This is a genomic window from Microbacterium sp. C5A9 (genome assembly GCF_022627955.1).
GTDB lineage: Bacteria > Actinomycetota > Actinomycetes > Actinomycetales > Microbacteriaceae > Microbacterium.
In genome coordinates this window covers 54,966-69,087 of the sequence record NZ_JABXGD010000001.1, presented here as the reverse complement: position 1 = coordinate 69,087, position 14,122 = coordinate 54,966, and the positions used below count along the sequence as shown (strand labels likewise).

Sequence of the window (14,122 nt, the reverse complement as noted above, 5' to 3'; positions counted from 1 at the left end):
ACGCAGAGGGGGCGTGCGCGGAACCATCCGCGCACGCCCCCTCTGTCGTACGCGGCCGGCATCAACCGATCGGTGGATGCCGAGATCATCCGCCCTACGGCTACCGCCCGCGAGCCGGGGAGGGCACGCTGGAGACATGACAGACAGCGTGATCGAGGTCCGCGACCTTCGCAAGGACTACGCCGGGTTCACCGCGGTCGACGGCATCAGCTTCGACATCCACCGTGGCGAGACCTTCGCTCTGCTCGGCCCCAACGGCGCGGGCAAGTCGACGACCATCGAGATCCTCGAGGGGTACCGGCACCGCACGTCCGGAGACGTGCGCGTGCTCGGGATCGATCCGCAGCGCGGGGGCCTGGACTGGAAGGCCCGCCTCGGCATCGTGCTGCAGTCGACCGGCGAGGCCGGCACCTTCACGGTGCGTGAACTGCTCACCGAGTTCGCCGGCTACTACCCGAACCCGAGGGACATCGACGAGGTGATCTCCGCCGTGGGCCTGGAGCAGAAGCAGCGTGCGCGAGCCGGCAGGCTGTCGGGCGGCCAGCAGCGACGCCTCGACGTCGCTCTGGGCATCATCGGGCGCCCGGAGCTGCTGTTCCTCGATGAGCCGACGACCGGGTTCGATCCCGAGGCACGGCGCCAGTTCTGGGACCTGATCCGCTCGCTGAAGGCCGAGGGAACCAGCATCCTGCTCACCACGCACTATCTCGACGAAGCCGCGCAGCTGGGCGACCGCGCCGCCGTCATCGTCGGGGGCCGCATCGCCGCCATCGGCGAGATCGGCGAGATCGGAGGGCCCGAGGCCCGAACGCCGGTGGTGCGCTGGATCGACGCGGCGGGCGTGCCGCACGAGCAGCGCACCCCCACCCCCGCCGCCGTGGTCGCCGACCTGCACCGCGATGCGGGCGAGCCGCGAGGGCTGGAGATCGTGCGGCCCACACTCGAGGACATCTACCTCGGACTGATCAGGGCGCATGACGCCGCCGCACTCACCGACGTCACGGAGCCGGCATGACCACCACGACCGCACCCACCCGATTCGGCCTGTCCCGCACAATCCGTCTCGGCGTGCGCCGCATCGGCTTCGAGCTGAGGCAGTACTTCCGTGCCGGCGATCAGGTCTTCTTCACGTTCCTCTTCCCGACGGTCATGTACCTGATCTTCGCGACCATCTTCACGGGCGACATCGGCGGCGGACCCGACACGATCAGCATGGCCACCTACTACCTGCCCGGCCTCATCGCCGGAGGCATCTTCCTCTCGGGGGTCCAGGGGCTGTCCATCGAGATCGCCGTCGAGAAGAGCGACGGCACGCTGAAGCGCCTCGGCAGCACGCCGATCTCGCCCGCGACGTACTTCATCGGCAAGATCGGCGAGGTGTTCGTCACGGCCATCCTCCAGATCGCGCTGCTCCTCGTCGTCGCGGTGGTCCTGTATCGCGTCGAGCTGCCGACCGAGCCCGAGGCATGGATCCGCTTCGCCTGGGTGTTCGTGCTCGGCCTGCTCACCTGCGCGCTGCTCGGCGTCGCGCTGTCGTCGGTGCCGCGCTCGGGCAAGACGGCCTCCGCTGTCGTCATCCCCGTGGTCCTGCTGCTGCAGTTCATCTCGGGCGTCTACATCGCGTTCACCTCGCTGCCCGAGTGGCTGCAGAACGTCGCCTCCGTCTTCCCGCTCAAGTGGATCGCCCAGGGCATGCGCGCCGCGATCCTCCCCGACTCCTTCAAGGCGGTCGAACCGGGCGGGGAATGGGCCCTCGGCATGGTGGCGATCGTGCTGGGAGTCTGGCTCGTCGTCGGGATCGTCCTCAGCCGCGCCACCTTCCGGTGGATCCGGCGCGACGGATGACTGGAAGAGTGGGGTCATGACGCGTGGGATCCGCAAAGAGCGGTGGGGCTGGGACATCGCCGCGACGGTGCTGGTGCTCGCGGTGGCCGGCCTCGTGCTCTCCGTGCCCGAGAGCTTTCCGGGCTCTCGGTGGGTCCTGATCGGGATCGCGGTCGGCGTCTTCCTCGTCTACGCCCTGGGGGCGCGACCCTATGTCGGCATCAGCGACGGCATCGAGGATCCCTCGCCCGCCCGCTCCGCCGTGCTCCAGGTCCTGCTGATCATGCTCCTCGCGGCAGGGGTCGTGCTCGAGCCGAACATGCTGCTGCTGCAGACGCTCGTGCTTCCCCTGATCTGGATGACCTCTCGTTCCACCGTCCAGGCGATCCTGGTCACGATCGGCAACGGGATCATCCTCGCCCTCTCCTATGCCGCCTGGGGCGACTGGGCGGCGGATGCCGTCGCCGGCGGCTTCCTCACCGCAGGACTGTCGACGGCGTTCAGCCTCGCCCTCGGTCTGTGGATCACCCGCATCGCGGAGTGGGGCACCGAGCGCCAGACGCTGCTCGCCGAGCTCACCGCCGCGCAGGCCGGCCTCGAGACCGCCAGCCGCGAGGCCGGGGCGATGGAGGAGAGGGCTCGCCTGGCCCGCGACGTGCACGACACGATCGCGCAGAGCCTCACCAGCATCGTCATGCTCGCCGAGCGGGCCCGTCTCGACGGATCTCCCGCTGCCGTCGGGCTGATCGAGGATGCGGCACGCGAGGCGCTGCTCGAGGCGCGTGCCCTGGTCGCGGTGACCTCGCCGGCGCCGTCGGCCGATTCGCTCGGCGAGGCGCTTCGCCGGCTGGGTGAGAGGTTCGCCCGCGAGACCGGCATGCGCGTCGAGGTCGCGGCCTCCGATGCCACGCTCGCCCGAGACGTGCAGGTCGTGCTGCTGCGCTGCGCGCAGGAGGGGCTCGCGAACGTCCGCAAGCACTCCGGAGCGGGCGCGGCCCGCATCACACTGCTGACGTCCGAGTCCGCCGAGCTCCGCATCCGCGATGACGGACGCGGTCTCGGAGGCGTGTCGATCGACGACGACCGGGGCTTCGGACTCGCCGGGATGCGGGATCGCGTCGCGCTCGTCGGCGGCACGCTGACCGTCACGGACGGCGATTCGCCCGGGACCGACCTGACCGTGCGGATACCGCTGGCCCGAGAGAGGGAGAACGCGTCATGATCCGCGTGATCGTCGCAGACGACCATCCCATCGTCCGCTCCGGCATCGTCGGACTCCTGGCGCTCGATCCGGGTCTCGATGTCGTCGGGGAGGCCTCCGACGGCGAGGAGGCCGTCGACCTCGCCGCTCGCACGCGCCCCGATGTGGTGCTGATGGATCTCAGGATGCCGGGCACGTCGGGCATCGAGGCGACCGCCCGGATCACGGCGGCGCAGCCGGATGTGCGCGTGCTCGTGCTCACGACCTACGAGACCGACGACGACATCCTCGGCGCGATCGAGGCGGGAGCGAGCGGCTATCTGCTCAAGGCGGCCCCGCAGGAGGAGATCGTCGCCGGCATCCGCGCGGTCTCCGAGGGGCACACCGTGCTCGCGCCTGCGATCGCGGCGACGCTCGTCACGCGCATGCGCGGAGACCGCCCCGAACGCCCTCCGCTGAGCCCTCGCGAGCTCGAGGTGCTGCGGCTCGTGGCGGCGGGACGCAGCAACCCCGAGATCGCTCGCGACCTGTTCATCGGCGAGGCCACGGTGAAGACCCACCTGATCCATGTCTTCGAGAAGCTCGAAGTCTCGGACCGCACGCGTGCGGTCACGCTCGCGCTGGAGCTCGGGGTGCTCTGACACGCACGGGCGGGCGGCCCTGCCCGGCGCATACGAAAGGGCCCCATCCGGATCGGATGGGGCCCTTTCGTGGAGTGCTCAGGCGCGGCTGAACTGAGCGGCTGCGGGGCAGTCGAACGGGTCGGCACCGGCGGCGAGGCCGACGCGGTTGAGGTACTCGATGACGATGGCGTACGAGCGGCCGAGGCTCGTCTCGGTATAGGGCACGTCGTTGGCGACGCAGTAGTCGCGCACGATCTCGCGCGCCTTCGAGAGGTGCGGGCGCGGCATGTTCGGGAACAGGTGGTGCTCGACCTGGTAGTTGAGACCGCCCATGAGCCACGTGGCCCACCATCCACCGCGGATGTTGCGCGACGTGCGCACCTGCTTCGAGAAGAAGTCGAGACGCGCGTTCGGGTCGATGATCGGCATGCCCTTGTGGTTGGGAGCGAACGAGGCGCCCATGTACACGCCGAACACGGCGAGCTGCACGCCCATGAAGGCGAAGGCCATGCCGAGCGGAAGCATCAGGAAGACCGGAATGAGCACGATCGCGAAACGGAGGGCGATCAGGCCGAGCTCGATCCAGCGACCCTTGGCCTTCTTGCCGGTCACGAGGTGCTTGACGCCGAGGTAGTGGAGGTTGAGTCCCTCGAGCGTCAGGAGCGGGAAGAACAGCCACCCCTGCTTGCGCGTGATCAGGCGGACGATTCCGCGCGACTGCGCGGCATCCGTCTCGAGGAACGAGATCGTGTCGACCTCGATGTCGGGGTCCTTGCCCACCTGGTTCGGGTTGCCATGGTGCTTGGTGTGCTTCGAGTCCCACCAGGCGTAGCTGATGCCGACGACACCGGCTGCCAGGATGCGCGCGAGGCGGAAGTTCGCGGGACCGGAGGAGAGGATCTGGCGGTGCGCCGCCTCATGGGCGAGGAACGCGACCTGCGTGAGGATGATGCCGAGCGCTGCGGCGATGAGCAGCTGGAACCAGCTGTCCCCGAGCAGGATGAATCCGGTGATCACTCCGCCGAGGGCGACGGCGAGGCCGGCGCCGACCAGGAGGTAGAACCACCCTGCGCGCTGCAGGAGGCCGGTCTCTTTCACCACCTGCGACACCTGCTTGTACGCCTGCGCCATGGGAGGGAATTCTGCGTTGCCGGAGTACGTCTGGCGTACCGGTCCGAGGGTGGCTGCGGTCGTTTCGACCTGTGCAATGGAGATGATGCTCTCCTGTCGATTGGAGCCCGTGAGCTGTGGAAGCCCAAGGCAGATCGCCCAACGCTTAACTCAGGCTAACCCTCCCCACATGCACCGTGCGGAATACGTCGGGATGCCCTGACAACTCTCAGGTCGACGGTTTCGCGGCCGTCAGGCGCGGGCTCTCCGGGGACGTCTGCGGAGCACGCGCGGCAGCGTGAACGTGAAGCTCAGCGGCGGTCTTGCGGGCGCGTGGGCGCCTTCGAGCGCCTCCTGTGCATCGTCGAGCGAGGCGAAAGTGCCCAGTTCGACACCGCGCTGGTCGCGGACGAGATGGGTGGTGCCGTCGAACTCGACGAAACCGGCGAACTCGCCGGCACGGGTCGCGACGTGCACATCGGTGTCTGCCTGTTTCCAGGTCAGCGGATCGGAAGTGGGAAAGGTGGTCGTGCTCATGGTGATACTCATTGCTGTGCGGCGGGCACGCAGGATGCGGCTCGCGAAGATGTGAGATCGAAGGCGGATCGCGCGCGTCGATGCGCTTGGTCCGTTATGGCCCTGATCAGTGGCGACGCGGCGGCCTGGAGGGAGGCCATGTCACACGTAGCTCACACAGTCTAACAGATGACACCAATATCCGCAGCAGAGCCGGTCCGGCCTCACTCGGCGGGCACCCAGACCCGCCGCGGATGCCCCGACGAACCGACCGTCACCCACTCCCCCTCGACATGCCGTTCGAGGATGGTCGATGCGGGGCCCGAGGCCGCGTCGCGGTCGCCCGGTGTGGCCGCGACGCCTTCCCCGGCGCCGCTCGCCGCCCACGCCTCGCGGATGATGCGCCGCGGATCGTACTGCCGCGGGTCGAGCGTGGTCCAGTCGTCTCGCAGGGCGGCGATGCCGGTCTCGTTCTCGGCCCGGCGGGCGGCATCGCTCGCCCGCACCGCGAGACGGCGCACGAGTGCGGTGACGCGGCTCGCGTAGACGGGCAGGCGCCGCGGGCCGATGACGACGGCCGCGAGGAGAGCGACGACGACGAGCTTCTCGATCGTGAGTCCGAACATGATCACTCCTGGTCCGAGGGGGCGTGCGAAGGCGTATCCGAGGGGGTACCCGCGAGGAGGGCGGAGCGCCGGGCCACGCCCCGGTCGTGGAGCCACGCGAGAAGCAGCGCAGCGGCGAAGAGCACGGTCATCGGCACCGCGATGAGGAACATCGACAGCACGTCGGCAGCCGGGGTGACGGTCGCGCTGAAGAGCACGATCGCGACGACGACGACCCGCCAGCTGCGCACGAGGGAGCGTGCCGAGAGGATCCCCAGCAGGTTCAGGACCACGAGGAACACGGGCAGCACGAAGGCGAGCCCGGTCGCGAGAACGATCTTCAGGACGAAGTCGACGTAGTACGAGGCCTGCAGCAGCGTGCTGTCCTCGGTCGAGGCGAAGCCCGCGAGCAGTTCGACCATCCGTGGGAACAGGGCCAGACCCGCCGCGCATCCGGCGACGAACAGCGGTACCGCGGCCGCGAGGAATCCGAACGTGTACCTCTTCTCCCGCCGTGCGAGGCCCGGGGCGAGGAACGCGAGGAGCTCGTACATCCAGACCGGGCTCGACAGCGCGATCCCTGTGAAGAGGGCGATCTTGACCGTGAGGTCGAACGCCCCGGTGATGCTGTCGAAGTTCAGACTCGCATCGCGCGACTCGGCGAGCGCGGCGATCGGGGCGCGGAGCACGTCCATGACCTGATCGGACACGAGATATCCGATCACCACCCCCACCAGGAGCGCCACCGCCGCACGGGAGGCGCGCACGCGCGCCTCCCGCAGGTGCGCCGACAGCGGCATCCCCGCCGGGGCCTGCGTCGCGACGGATGACGTGGCGAGAGCGGTCACGGCCTACTCCGTCGGACGCGCGACCGGGGCCGAGGTCTCGGCGACGGGCTCGGCGACCTCTGTCTTGAGGATGCGCAGGGACTGGCCGACGCTCTTGGCGAGTGCGGGGAGCTTCGCGGCGCCGAAGATCAGGACGACGATCGCGAGGATGATCAGGGCGTGCCAGCCCGTGAGGTTCTGCAGCATTTCTCTCTCCTTCTTCCTGAGGGTGTTCTCGTGGGGCGTCAGTTCGTCGGCGGCTGGCCACCGGGTCCGCCGTCGCCGCCCGAGGGAGCGGAGCCGGCGGTGGGGGTCGTCGTGGTGTCGATGCCGACCACCAGCGCCGTCGCGTATCCGGTGGTCGCATCGCCGGTGATGGTGGGCAGCTGCAGGGCCGCCGAGTCGTCGCCGAACACGTTGTCGCTCGCGAGGCTGGTCTGTGCCAGGTTGCGCGCCGAGCCGTCGTACCGGGAATCCGCGTAGACCGCCGCGCACGCCTCTTCGGGGAGTGCCATCTGCGAGGTGGCGATCGTGTTCGCCGCATCGGTGATCGAGTCGACGTCCGGGTAGACCTCGAAGTGGATGTGCGGCCAGCGTCCGGAGTAGCACCCGGGGAAGATCGACGAGAACGAGACCCTGCCGTCGGCATCCGCCACCTGCACCCCGCGCAGATAGGTGACGTCCTCGAGGCCCGAGGAGTACAGGGAGTACTCCCCTGCGGCGGTGCAGTGCCACGCGTAGACCGCGACTCCGGCGAAGGGGACGCCGCCGTTCGCCATGTCGAGCACCTCGAACTCGAAGGTGAGGGGGACTCCCTCCGCCGTCGCGGATCCGTCGATCGAGGTCGTGATGTCCTGCCGCACGATGCCCGATTGCTCGAGCACATCGGGTCCGTTCGACCCGTCGCCGGGATAGGGCCCTGCGGTCTCGTCCGGGATCTCCCCGTCGGCGGTGCCCGTGGACCCCGACGCACTGTCGGTGCCGGAACCCTCGGTCGAGTCGCCGGTCGACGCCTCCGCGTCGCCCGTCGTCGCCGTTCCGGTCGCGGCCGGAGCACAGGCCGCCAGCACGATCGCTCCGACGCCGAGTCCGGCGAGGCCCAGAACTCCTCGGCGCGTCACGAGAGTTCGGATGTCGAAGGCCGCGCCCTGATCGACGACCTCCTCGTCGACACGGTCGAGCAGGCGACCCTCGTAGGTGGGACCCTCCGGCGTCTGGACGGGTTCGGGGATGCGGCTCATGATCGTGCTCCTCTCGGATCGATGGGTGTCGTTGCACCCATGGTCACCGAGCAGACGATCAGCGAGCTATGCCTCGCCTATGCAGTATCTATGAGCGCTGAGGCAGCGGCGGGCGGAGCACCAGGATCACGACGATCACCGCCAGGACGACGGCGGTGATCGCGACGGGGATCGGCAGGATCGGGTCGAGGAGCACGAGCAGCGCACCCGCGGGGATCGCCGTGTTGACGACACGGTCGGCACTCTCGCGGATCGCGATCCACCAGATGCCGAGCAGGAAGATCGCGATGGGGATCGTCACGGTGAACGAGGCGACGACGTTCGAGAGATGACTCTCGCCGGTGAGCACGTCGAGCTCGACCTCGATGCCGGCCGAGAACGCGGCGGCCGCCGCGAACACGAGGTAGTGGGTGTACCCGTACCGCAGCGAGCGGGCGAAGGTCGTGATCGCGCGGTGATGCGGCGGCCAGAAGTAGATCCACCACAGCGATGCCGTCACGACGAGTGTCAGCACCGAGATGGAGATCAACGGCACCAGCGATTCGAGCTCGCGGCCGGCGTCGACGATCGCGTTTGCCGAGGCGAGCAGGCTCTCACCCAGCACGATCAGGGTGAAGAGGCCGTACCGCTCGGTGATGTGATGCGCATGCCAGGGGGTCTGCCGGCGGTACTCCGCGAACACCGGCACGCTCACCTCGATCAGGGCGAACACCACGAAGGCGGCGATCTGCACAGTCCCGGAGGGGATGAGCAGGAACAGCACCCAGAGCACCTGCACAGCGGCGATGCCCAGCGCATAGCGTCGGGTGGCCGACCGCAGCTCACCGGCGCCGCGCGACGCGCGCAGCCACTGCGCGACCATCGCGATCCGCATCACGATGTATCCGAGGACCGGGATCGTGAAGTCGCCGCGCTCGAACGCCGCCGGGATGCCGGCCGCGAAGACGAGCACGCCGCCCATCTGCACGATCGTCGTGACGCGGTAGAGCCAGTCGTCGGTGTCGAAGGACGTCGCGAACCACGTGAAGTTCATCCACGCCCACCACACGGCGAAGAACACCATCGCGTACGCGGTGACGCCGTGCACGAAGTCACCGTGGCTCAGCGAGTGGTGCAGCTGCGCCGACGCGATGCTGACGGCGACGACGAAGACGAGGTCGAAGAAGAGCTCGAGCGTGCTCGCCGTGCGATGCGGCTGCGCGGGATCACGCGGCCGCATGCGGCTGAGGTGGAATCGGGGCGTCGCGGCGGTGGTCACGCGGTCAGGATACCGACGGCGGCCCACGCTGTATTCATGAGTACCGGAATGCTGGTTCGTCCACTCGCGTGAATTACCTTCCGCTGAACGTTTGGTTCCGCTAGAGTGAACGAAGTCTGCAGTACCTGCTGCCAGCAACACCGTGTGGGACGGTGTTCGCAAACCGTGATGTGGGATCACGGATGCACGCAGGACCCGAGGGGTCGGGATGCAGACGACACTGGGGACGTGGGGTCCCTGGTCTGGGGACAACTGGGGAAAAAACATGGCGCACTGGGGAATTTTGCGTACCTGTACGGCTCAAGGGGCCTCGGCATGACTTCCGTCGAGGATGCTCTGAGCATCACTCGCACGGGGTCGGTCTTCACGCCGATCGCCGCACCGCGAGCCACCAAGTCGGTCACGCACACGGCGGTCACGCCACGCGTGTCCGCGACGCTGGAGCGACGCCGCCAATGGGAGCGACGCTATCGGATGCGACTGCGTGTCTCGGATGCTGGGGTCATCCTGTTCGCCGTCGCGATCACCGCAGCGGTCCAGATGATGACCGGTGTCACAGGGGAAGAGGCCCTGCGCACCGGCATCCCGCTGGCCGCACTGTGGTATCTGATGCTCAGCGCTCTGCATACTCGTGATGCAGCGCTGTTCCGCGCCAGCGCGACCGAATACCGCGGCGTCGCGCACGCCAGCGGACTGGCGTTCGGGATCATCGCCATGTTCGGTGTCGTGTTCGGCTGGCAGACGATGCAGCTCGTGCTTCTCGTCGGCCTGCCACTCGGTGTCCTCACGCTGCTCATCACCCGGTGGGTGTGGCGGCACTGGCTGACGGCGCAGCGTGCGCGGGGGCGGTTCGCCTCGCGCACGCTCGTCGTCGGCAACAGAGACGACGTCGAGTACGTCGTCCGCACTCTGCACCCGATCGGCCCCTCGGGCTATCAGGTCGTCGGAGCCACGCTGCTCGACGGCAACGCCCGCGATGTCGACATCGACGGCGTGCAGTTCCCGGTTCTCGGCAACGTCAACACCGTGTCCTCCGTCGCCACCGAGCTCGGCGCCGACACGATCATCGTGGCGAGCCGCCCCGAGGGGAACCCCGACTTCGTCAAGCAGCTGAGCTGGCAGCTCGAAGGCACCGCCGCGGAGCTGGTCCTGTCGAGCCGCCTCACCGACGTCGCCGGCCCGCGCATCTCGTTCGCCTCGGTCGAGGGCCTCCCCCTCATCCAGGTGCAGATCCCGACCTACGAGGGCGGTCGGCACCTGCTCAAGCGTGCACTCGACATCATGGTCGCGGCCGTCGCTCTCATCCCGATCGCGCTCATCACGCCGATCCTCGCGCTGCTCGTCAAGCTCGATTCGCCGGGACCTCTCTTCTTCTTCCAGGAGCGTGTCGGCCGAGACGGCCGCACCTTCAAGATCGTGAAGTTCCGCTCCATGAAGACCGACGCCGAGCAGCAGCTCGTCGCGCTCAAGGAGCAGAACGAGGGCGCCGGACTCCTGTTCAAGATGAAGGACGACCCGCGAGTCACTCGCGTGGGCCGGATTCTGCGCAAGCTGTCGCTCGACGAGCTGCCGCAGTTCTGGAACGTGCTGGTCGGCGACATGAGCGTCGTCGGTCCGCGTCCGCCGCTGCCGAGCGAGGTCACCGCCTACGACGGCACCGTGTACCGTCGCCTCTACATCAAGCCCGGCATCACGGGACTGTGGCAGGTGTCCGGGCGCAGCGACCTGTCGTGGGACGAGAGCGTGCGTCTCGACCTGCGCTACGTCGAGAACTGGTCCGTGATGAACGACCTGCAGATCATGTGGCGCACCGCCAAAGTCATGGTGCAGCCCAGCGGGGCATACTGAGCGGATGAGTGAGAGGAATCCGATCGACGCGACCACGTCCGTCAACATCACCGGCGTGCGTGTAGAGGCATTCACCGAGTCCGCGCTGATCGGGCGTGTGCTCGAGATGTCCGAGGGCGACACCACGCAGGTCGCCGTCGGAGTCAACGCGCACGTCTGCAACCTCGCCCGCAAGGACGCGCGACTGCGGCGACTCCTCGGCTCGAGCATCGCCTACGCCGACGGCCAGTCGGTCGTGTGGGCCGCGAAGCTGCTCGGCGGGCACCTGCCCGAGCGCCTCGCGACGACCGATGTGGCCGAACCGCTGCTCCGCTCCGCCGCCGCCGAGGGCATACCGGTCTACTTCTTCGGGGCCGCCGAGGGCGTCGCCGAGCGAGCGGCGGCGATCCTGCGCGGCAGAATACCCGGGCTGAAGCTGCGCACGCATCACGGCTACGTCTCGCCTGAAGACATGCCCGCGGTGCTCGACGAGATCGCGGCGCACGGCACACGCATCCTGTTCGTGGGCATGGGCGACCCGGCACAGCAGCTGTGGGTCGACACGTACCGCGACCGTCTTCCTGCCGCGGTGCTCACGTGCGGCGGGCTGTTCGACTGGCTGAGCGGATCGAACCGCCGTGCGCCGGAATGGATGATCCGCGCCGGACTCGAATGGCTCTGGCGCCTGATGATCGAACCTCGCAGACTCGCGAAGCGCTACCTTCTCGGCAACCCGTCCTTCATGGCCGCCGTCGCCGCGCAGATGCTTCGCAGGTCGCGCGCATGACCAGCCCACCCACCGCACGCTCCGAGCTCGCTCGCGGAGGTGCACTGAGCTTCGTCGGCTCGGCCGTGAGCGCCGTGATGGGTCTCGTGCTCATCATCGTGCTCGGGCGGCTGCTCGGCGACGCCGGGTCCGGTGTCGTGCTGCAGGCGGTCGGCGCATTCACGATCGCCCTCGGCGTGGCGCGCTTCGGCATGGATTCGGCGGCGATCTGGATCCTGCCGCGCCAGCTGGAGGACGACCGGGCGATGCTGCGACCCACCGGGGCATTCCTGGTGCTGGTGTCGGCGATCGCAGGGCTCGTGTGCGCCGGCGTGCTGTTCGTCGGGGTGCTGATCGCGGAAGCGCAGAATCCCGGCGACGACGTGGCAGCCGCCATCCGCTCGATCGTCTGGTTCCTCCCTGTGGCCTCCGTCATGCTGACCGCGCTGTCGGCGACGCGGGCGCTCGGCAAGGTGAACGCGTATGTGCTCGTCGGCAACGTACTGCTGCCGACGCTTCGTCCTCTCGCGATCGCGACCGCCGTGGGCATCGGCGCGGGCGCGGTCGGGGCCGCCGTCGCCTGGGCGCTGCCCCTGCTGCCGGCCGCGGTCGCCGCCGTGGTCGTGATGCTGTGGCAGCTGCGGCGTCTGGGCCGCACCGCGCAGCCGGGATTCCTGCGTTCGGGAGTGCCCGCGCGCACCATCCGCTATGCGCTCCCCCGCGTCGTGTCCTCGGGCCTGGAGCAGCTCCTGATCTGGCTCGCCGTGATCATCGTCGGCACCCTCGCCGGCCCCGCCGCCGCCGGGGTCTACGGCGCGGCCAGCAGGTTCGTCGCGGCCGGCATGATCGTCGATACCGCCCTGCGCGTCGTCGTCTCGCCGATGTTCAGCACGATGCTCCACCGCAACGACACCCCCGCGCTCGAGAGCGTGTACCGGACCGCGACCGTCTGGCTCGTACTGTTCAGCACTCCTGTGTACGTGCTGCTCGCGGTCTTCGCACCCGTCGCGCTGTCGCTGCTCGGCGAGTCCTTCGCGGACGGCCAGGCGGTGCTCATCGTCATGTCGATCGGCTCGATCATCACGTTCCTCGCGGGCAACATCCACTCGGTGCTCCTCATGAGCGGACGCAGTGGCCTCGCCGCGCTCAACAAGGCCGTCGCGGTCGCCGTGAACGTCGCACTCATCTACGTCCTGGTGCCGATCTGGGGCATCACGGGCGCCGCTGTGGCGTGGGCAGTCGCCTGTGCGCTCGATGCCGCCCTCGCCTCCGTGCAGGTGCGATTCGTCCTCGGACTCCGGGTCTCCCCCCTGCCCGGCCTGTACCCGCTGGTGGTGGCGCTGATCACGGTCGCCGTGCCTGCGATCGCACTGCGTCTCACGCTGGGAGCGACCTGGCTTGCTCTGCTCCTGGCCGCGGCCGCGGGAGCACTGCTGTTCCTCGCCTGGTGCCGGTTCGACCGGCGCCGGCTGCACCTCGACGAGCTGCGGAGGCCGGCTCGGTAATCGACGACGAAAACACTGGTCAGAACTTCACGCCTTGTGATATTCTGCGCCTGGGGAAGCTTCTCGTCTCTTTGCACGGAGAAGCCCGCTCGGTGGGACGAGCAACTACTAACTGGGGAAATAGGGGATGTCTGGGGACGTTTTAGCGACGCCTGCTGCGCGCAGGCGCAAGGCTCTATGGATTTCACTCGCCGTCGCGACGGTGGTCGTGCTCGGCGCGGTCACTGCGTACGCGGTCACGACCTCCGGCGGCGGGAGCACCTCTCCCGACGCGGGCGGAGGCGGGAGCAGCGGCACGGGCACGTCGGCGACGTCGACCCCGGCACCGACTCCGACCGTGACGGCCACGCCCGCACCTGCGGCACCGCCGGTCGAGGGCGAGATCGACGATGAGGAGGCTCTGATCACGGTCGAGACCGCTCTCGCCGCACCGATCAGCACCGTCGGCACCTCGGAGGATCTCGCGGTGCTCCTCAAGGATGTCGCCGTCGACTCCTACGCCGCCGAGCTCGAAGCGCAGTGGCAGGAGCTCGTCTCCCAGGGATGGACCATCACCGGCGCGCCAGCCCTGGTCTCGAGCGATGTCACTGCAGTCGATGCCGACGCCGATCCGGCGACCGCCGAGATCACGGCGTGCATCGACTCGTCCGCAGTGACGATCCTCGACTCGAACGGCGATCGCATCGGCGACGACACGGCCACGATGCCGCGCGCGCTGCACCTCTTCTCCCTGGTCCAGGGAGAAGACGACATCTGGCGCATCGCCAGCCACAGTTTCCCGAATGATCCGACATGCTGACCTTCGCCGCTCACGAAAGG

General features: G+C 68.7%; 15 protein-coding genes. 8 read left to right on the top strand and 7 right to left on the bottom strand.

Annotation, left to right across the window (positions count from 1 at the left end; genetic code table 11):
* Positions 1-136 precede the first annotated feature (136 nt).
* Genes HWD99_RS00285 through HWD99_RS00270 form a run of 4 tightly spaced genes read left to right on the top strand, consistent with a single transcriptional unit; the run spans position 137 to position 3,666 of the window.
* The gene (locus tag HWD99_RS00285) at positions 137-1,015 is read left to right on the top strand and encodes an ABC transporter ATP-binding protein (RefSeq protein WP_241794207.1); all 879 of its coding nucleotides are present in this window, start codon (positions 137-139) and stop codon (positions 1,013-1,015) included.
* Positions 1,012-1,845: an ABC transporter permease gene (locus HWD99_RS00280; RefSeq protein ID WP_241794206.1), complete on the top strand. Its 834-nt coding sequence runs from the start codon at positions 1,012-1,014 to the stop codon at positions 1,843-1,845. The genes HWD99_RS00285 and HWD99_RS00280 overlap by 4 nt, the downstream gene beginning before the upstream one ends.
* Before the next feature lie 16 nt (positions 1,846-1,861).
* Positions 1,862-3,046, top strand: coding sequence for a sensor histidine kinase (locus tag HWD99_RS00275; RefSeq protein ID WP_241794203.1), 1,185 nt, complete (start codon positions 1,862-1,864; stop codon positions 3,044-3,046).
* The gene (locus HWD99_RS00270) at positions 3,043-3,666 is read left to right on the top strand and encodes a response regulator transcription factor (protein ID WP_241794202.1); all 624 of its coding nucleotides are present in this window, start codon (positions 3,043-3,045) and stop codon (positions 3,664-3,666) included. The genes HWD99_RS00275 and HWD99_RS00270 overlap by 4 nt, the downstream gene beginning before the upstream one ends.
* 78 nt (positions 3,667-3,744) lie before the next feature.
* Here the strand turns inward: HWD99_RS00270 and HWD99_RS00265 are convergent, their stop codons facing one another.
* The 7 genes from HWD99_RS00265 to HWD99_RS00235 all read right to left on the bottom strand — a co-directional run bounded on the left by HWD99_RS00265 (position 3,745) and on the right by HWD99_RS00235 (position 9,166).
* Positions 3,745-4,866 carry an acyl-CoA desaturase gene (locus tag HWD99_RS00265; RefSeq protein ID WP_308220673.1) on the bottom strand — a complete coding sequence of 374 codons (1,122 nt, stop codon included), beginning with the start codon at positions 4,864-4,866 and terminating at the stop codon, positions 3,745-3,747.
* Positions 4,867-5,010: 144 nt separating this feature from the next.
* Positions 5,011-5,295 carry a hypothetical protein gene (locus HWD99_RS00260; protein WP_241794200.1) on the bottom strand — a complete coding sequence of 95 codons (285 nt, stop codon included), beginning with the start codon at positions 5,293-5,295 and terminating at the stop codon, positions 5,011-5,013.
* Between the two features lie 203 nt (positions 5,296-5,498).
* Positions 5,499-5,900 (bottom strand): Sec-independent protein translocase TatB, encoded by a 402-nt coding sequence (locus tag HWD99_RS00255; RefSeq protein WP_241794199.1) that lies wholly within the window; start codon positions 5,898-5,900, stop codon positions 5,499-5,501.
* A gap of 2 nt (positions 5,901-5,902) precedes the next feature.
* Complete coding sequence (gene tatC, locus HWD99_RS00250; RefSeq protein WP_308220665.1) at positions 5,903-6,727, bottom strand: twin-arginine translocase subunit TatC; 825 nt, start codon at positions 6,725-6,727, stop codon at positions 5,903-5,905.
* Positions 6,728-6,730: 3 nt separating this feature from the next.
* Positions 6,731-6,913, bottom strand: coding sequence for a twin-arginine translocase TatA/TatE family subunit (locus tag HWD99_RS00245; protein ID WP_241794198.1), 183 nt, complete (start codon positions 6,911-6,913; stop codon positions 6,731-6,733).
* 38 nt (positions 6,914-6,951) lie between these two features.
* Positions 6,952-7,947 (bottom strand): intradiol ring-cleavage dioxygenase, encoded by a 996-nt coding sequence (locus HWD99_RS00240; RefSeq protein ID WP_241794197.1) that lies wholly within the window; start codon positions 7,945-7,947, stop codon positions 6,952-6,954.
* A gap of 88 nt (positions 7,948-8,035) precedes the next feature.
* The gene (locus HWD99_RS00235) at positions 8,036-9,166 is read right to left on the bottom strand and encodes a low temperature requirement protein A (protein WP_241794789.1); all 1,131 of its coding nucleotides are present in this window, start codon (positions 9,164-9,166) and stop codon (positions 8,036-8,038) included.
* Positions 9,167-9,520: 354 nt separating this feature from the next.
* On the opposite strand from HWD99_RS00235, the gene HWD99_RS00230 reads away from it, so the two are divergent.
* The 4 genes from HWD99_RS00230 (at position 9,521) to HWD99_RS00215 (ending at position 14,102) form a co-directional block, all read left to right on the top strand.
* Complete coding sequence (locus tag HWD99_RS00230) at positions 9,521-11,053, top strand: sugar transferase (protein WP_241794196.1); 1,533 nt, start codon at positions 9,521-9,523, stop codon at positions 11,051-11,053.
* Positions 11,054-11,057: 4 nt separating this feature from the next.
* Positions 11,058-11,819, top strand: coding sequence for a WecB/TagA/CpsF family glycosyltransferase (locus HWD99_RS00225; RefSeq protein WP_241794194.1), 762 nt, complete (start codon positions 11,058-11,060; stop codon positions 11,817-11,819).
* Positions 11,816-13,303: a polysaccharide biosynthesis C-terminal domain-containing protein gene (locus HWD99_RS00220; RefSeq protein WP_241794193.1), complete on the top strand. Its 1,488-nt coding sequence runs from the start codon at positions 11,816-11,818 to the stop codon at positions 13,301-13,303. Before HWD99_RS00225 ends, HWD99_RS00220 begins: the two co-directional genes overlap by 4 nt.
* A gap of 127 nt (positions 13,304-13,430) precedes the next feature.
* Positions 13,431-14,102, top strand: a complete 672-nt coding sequence (locus HWD99_RS00215; RefSeq protein WP_241794192.1) for a hypothetical protein — start codon at positions 13,431-13,433, stop codon at positions 14,100-14,102.
* Positions 14,103-14,122: the final 20 nt, after the last annotated feature.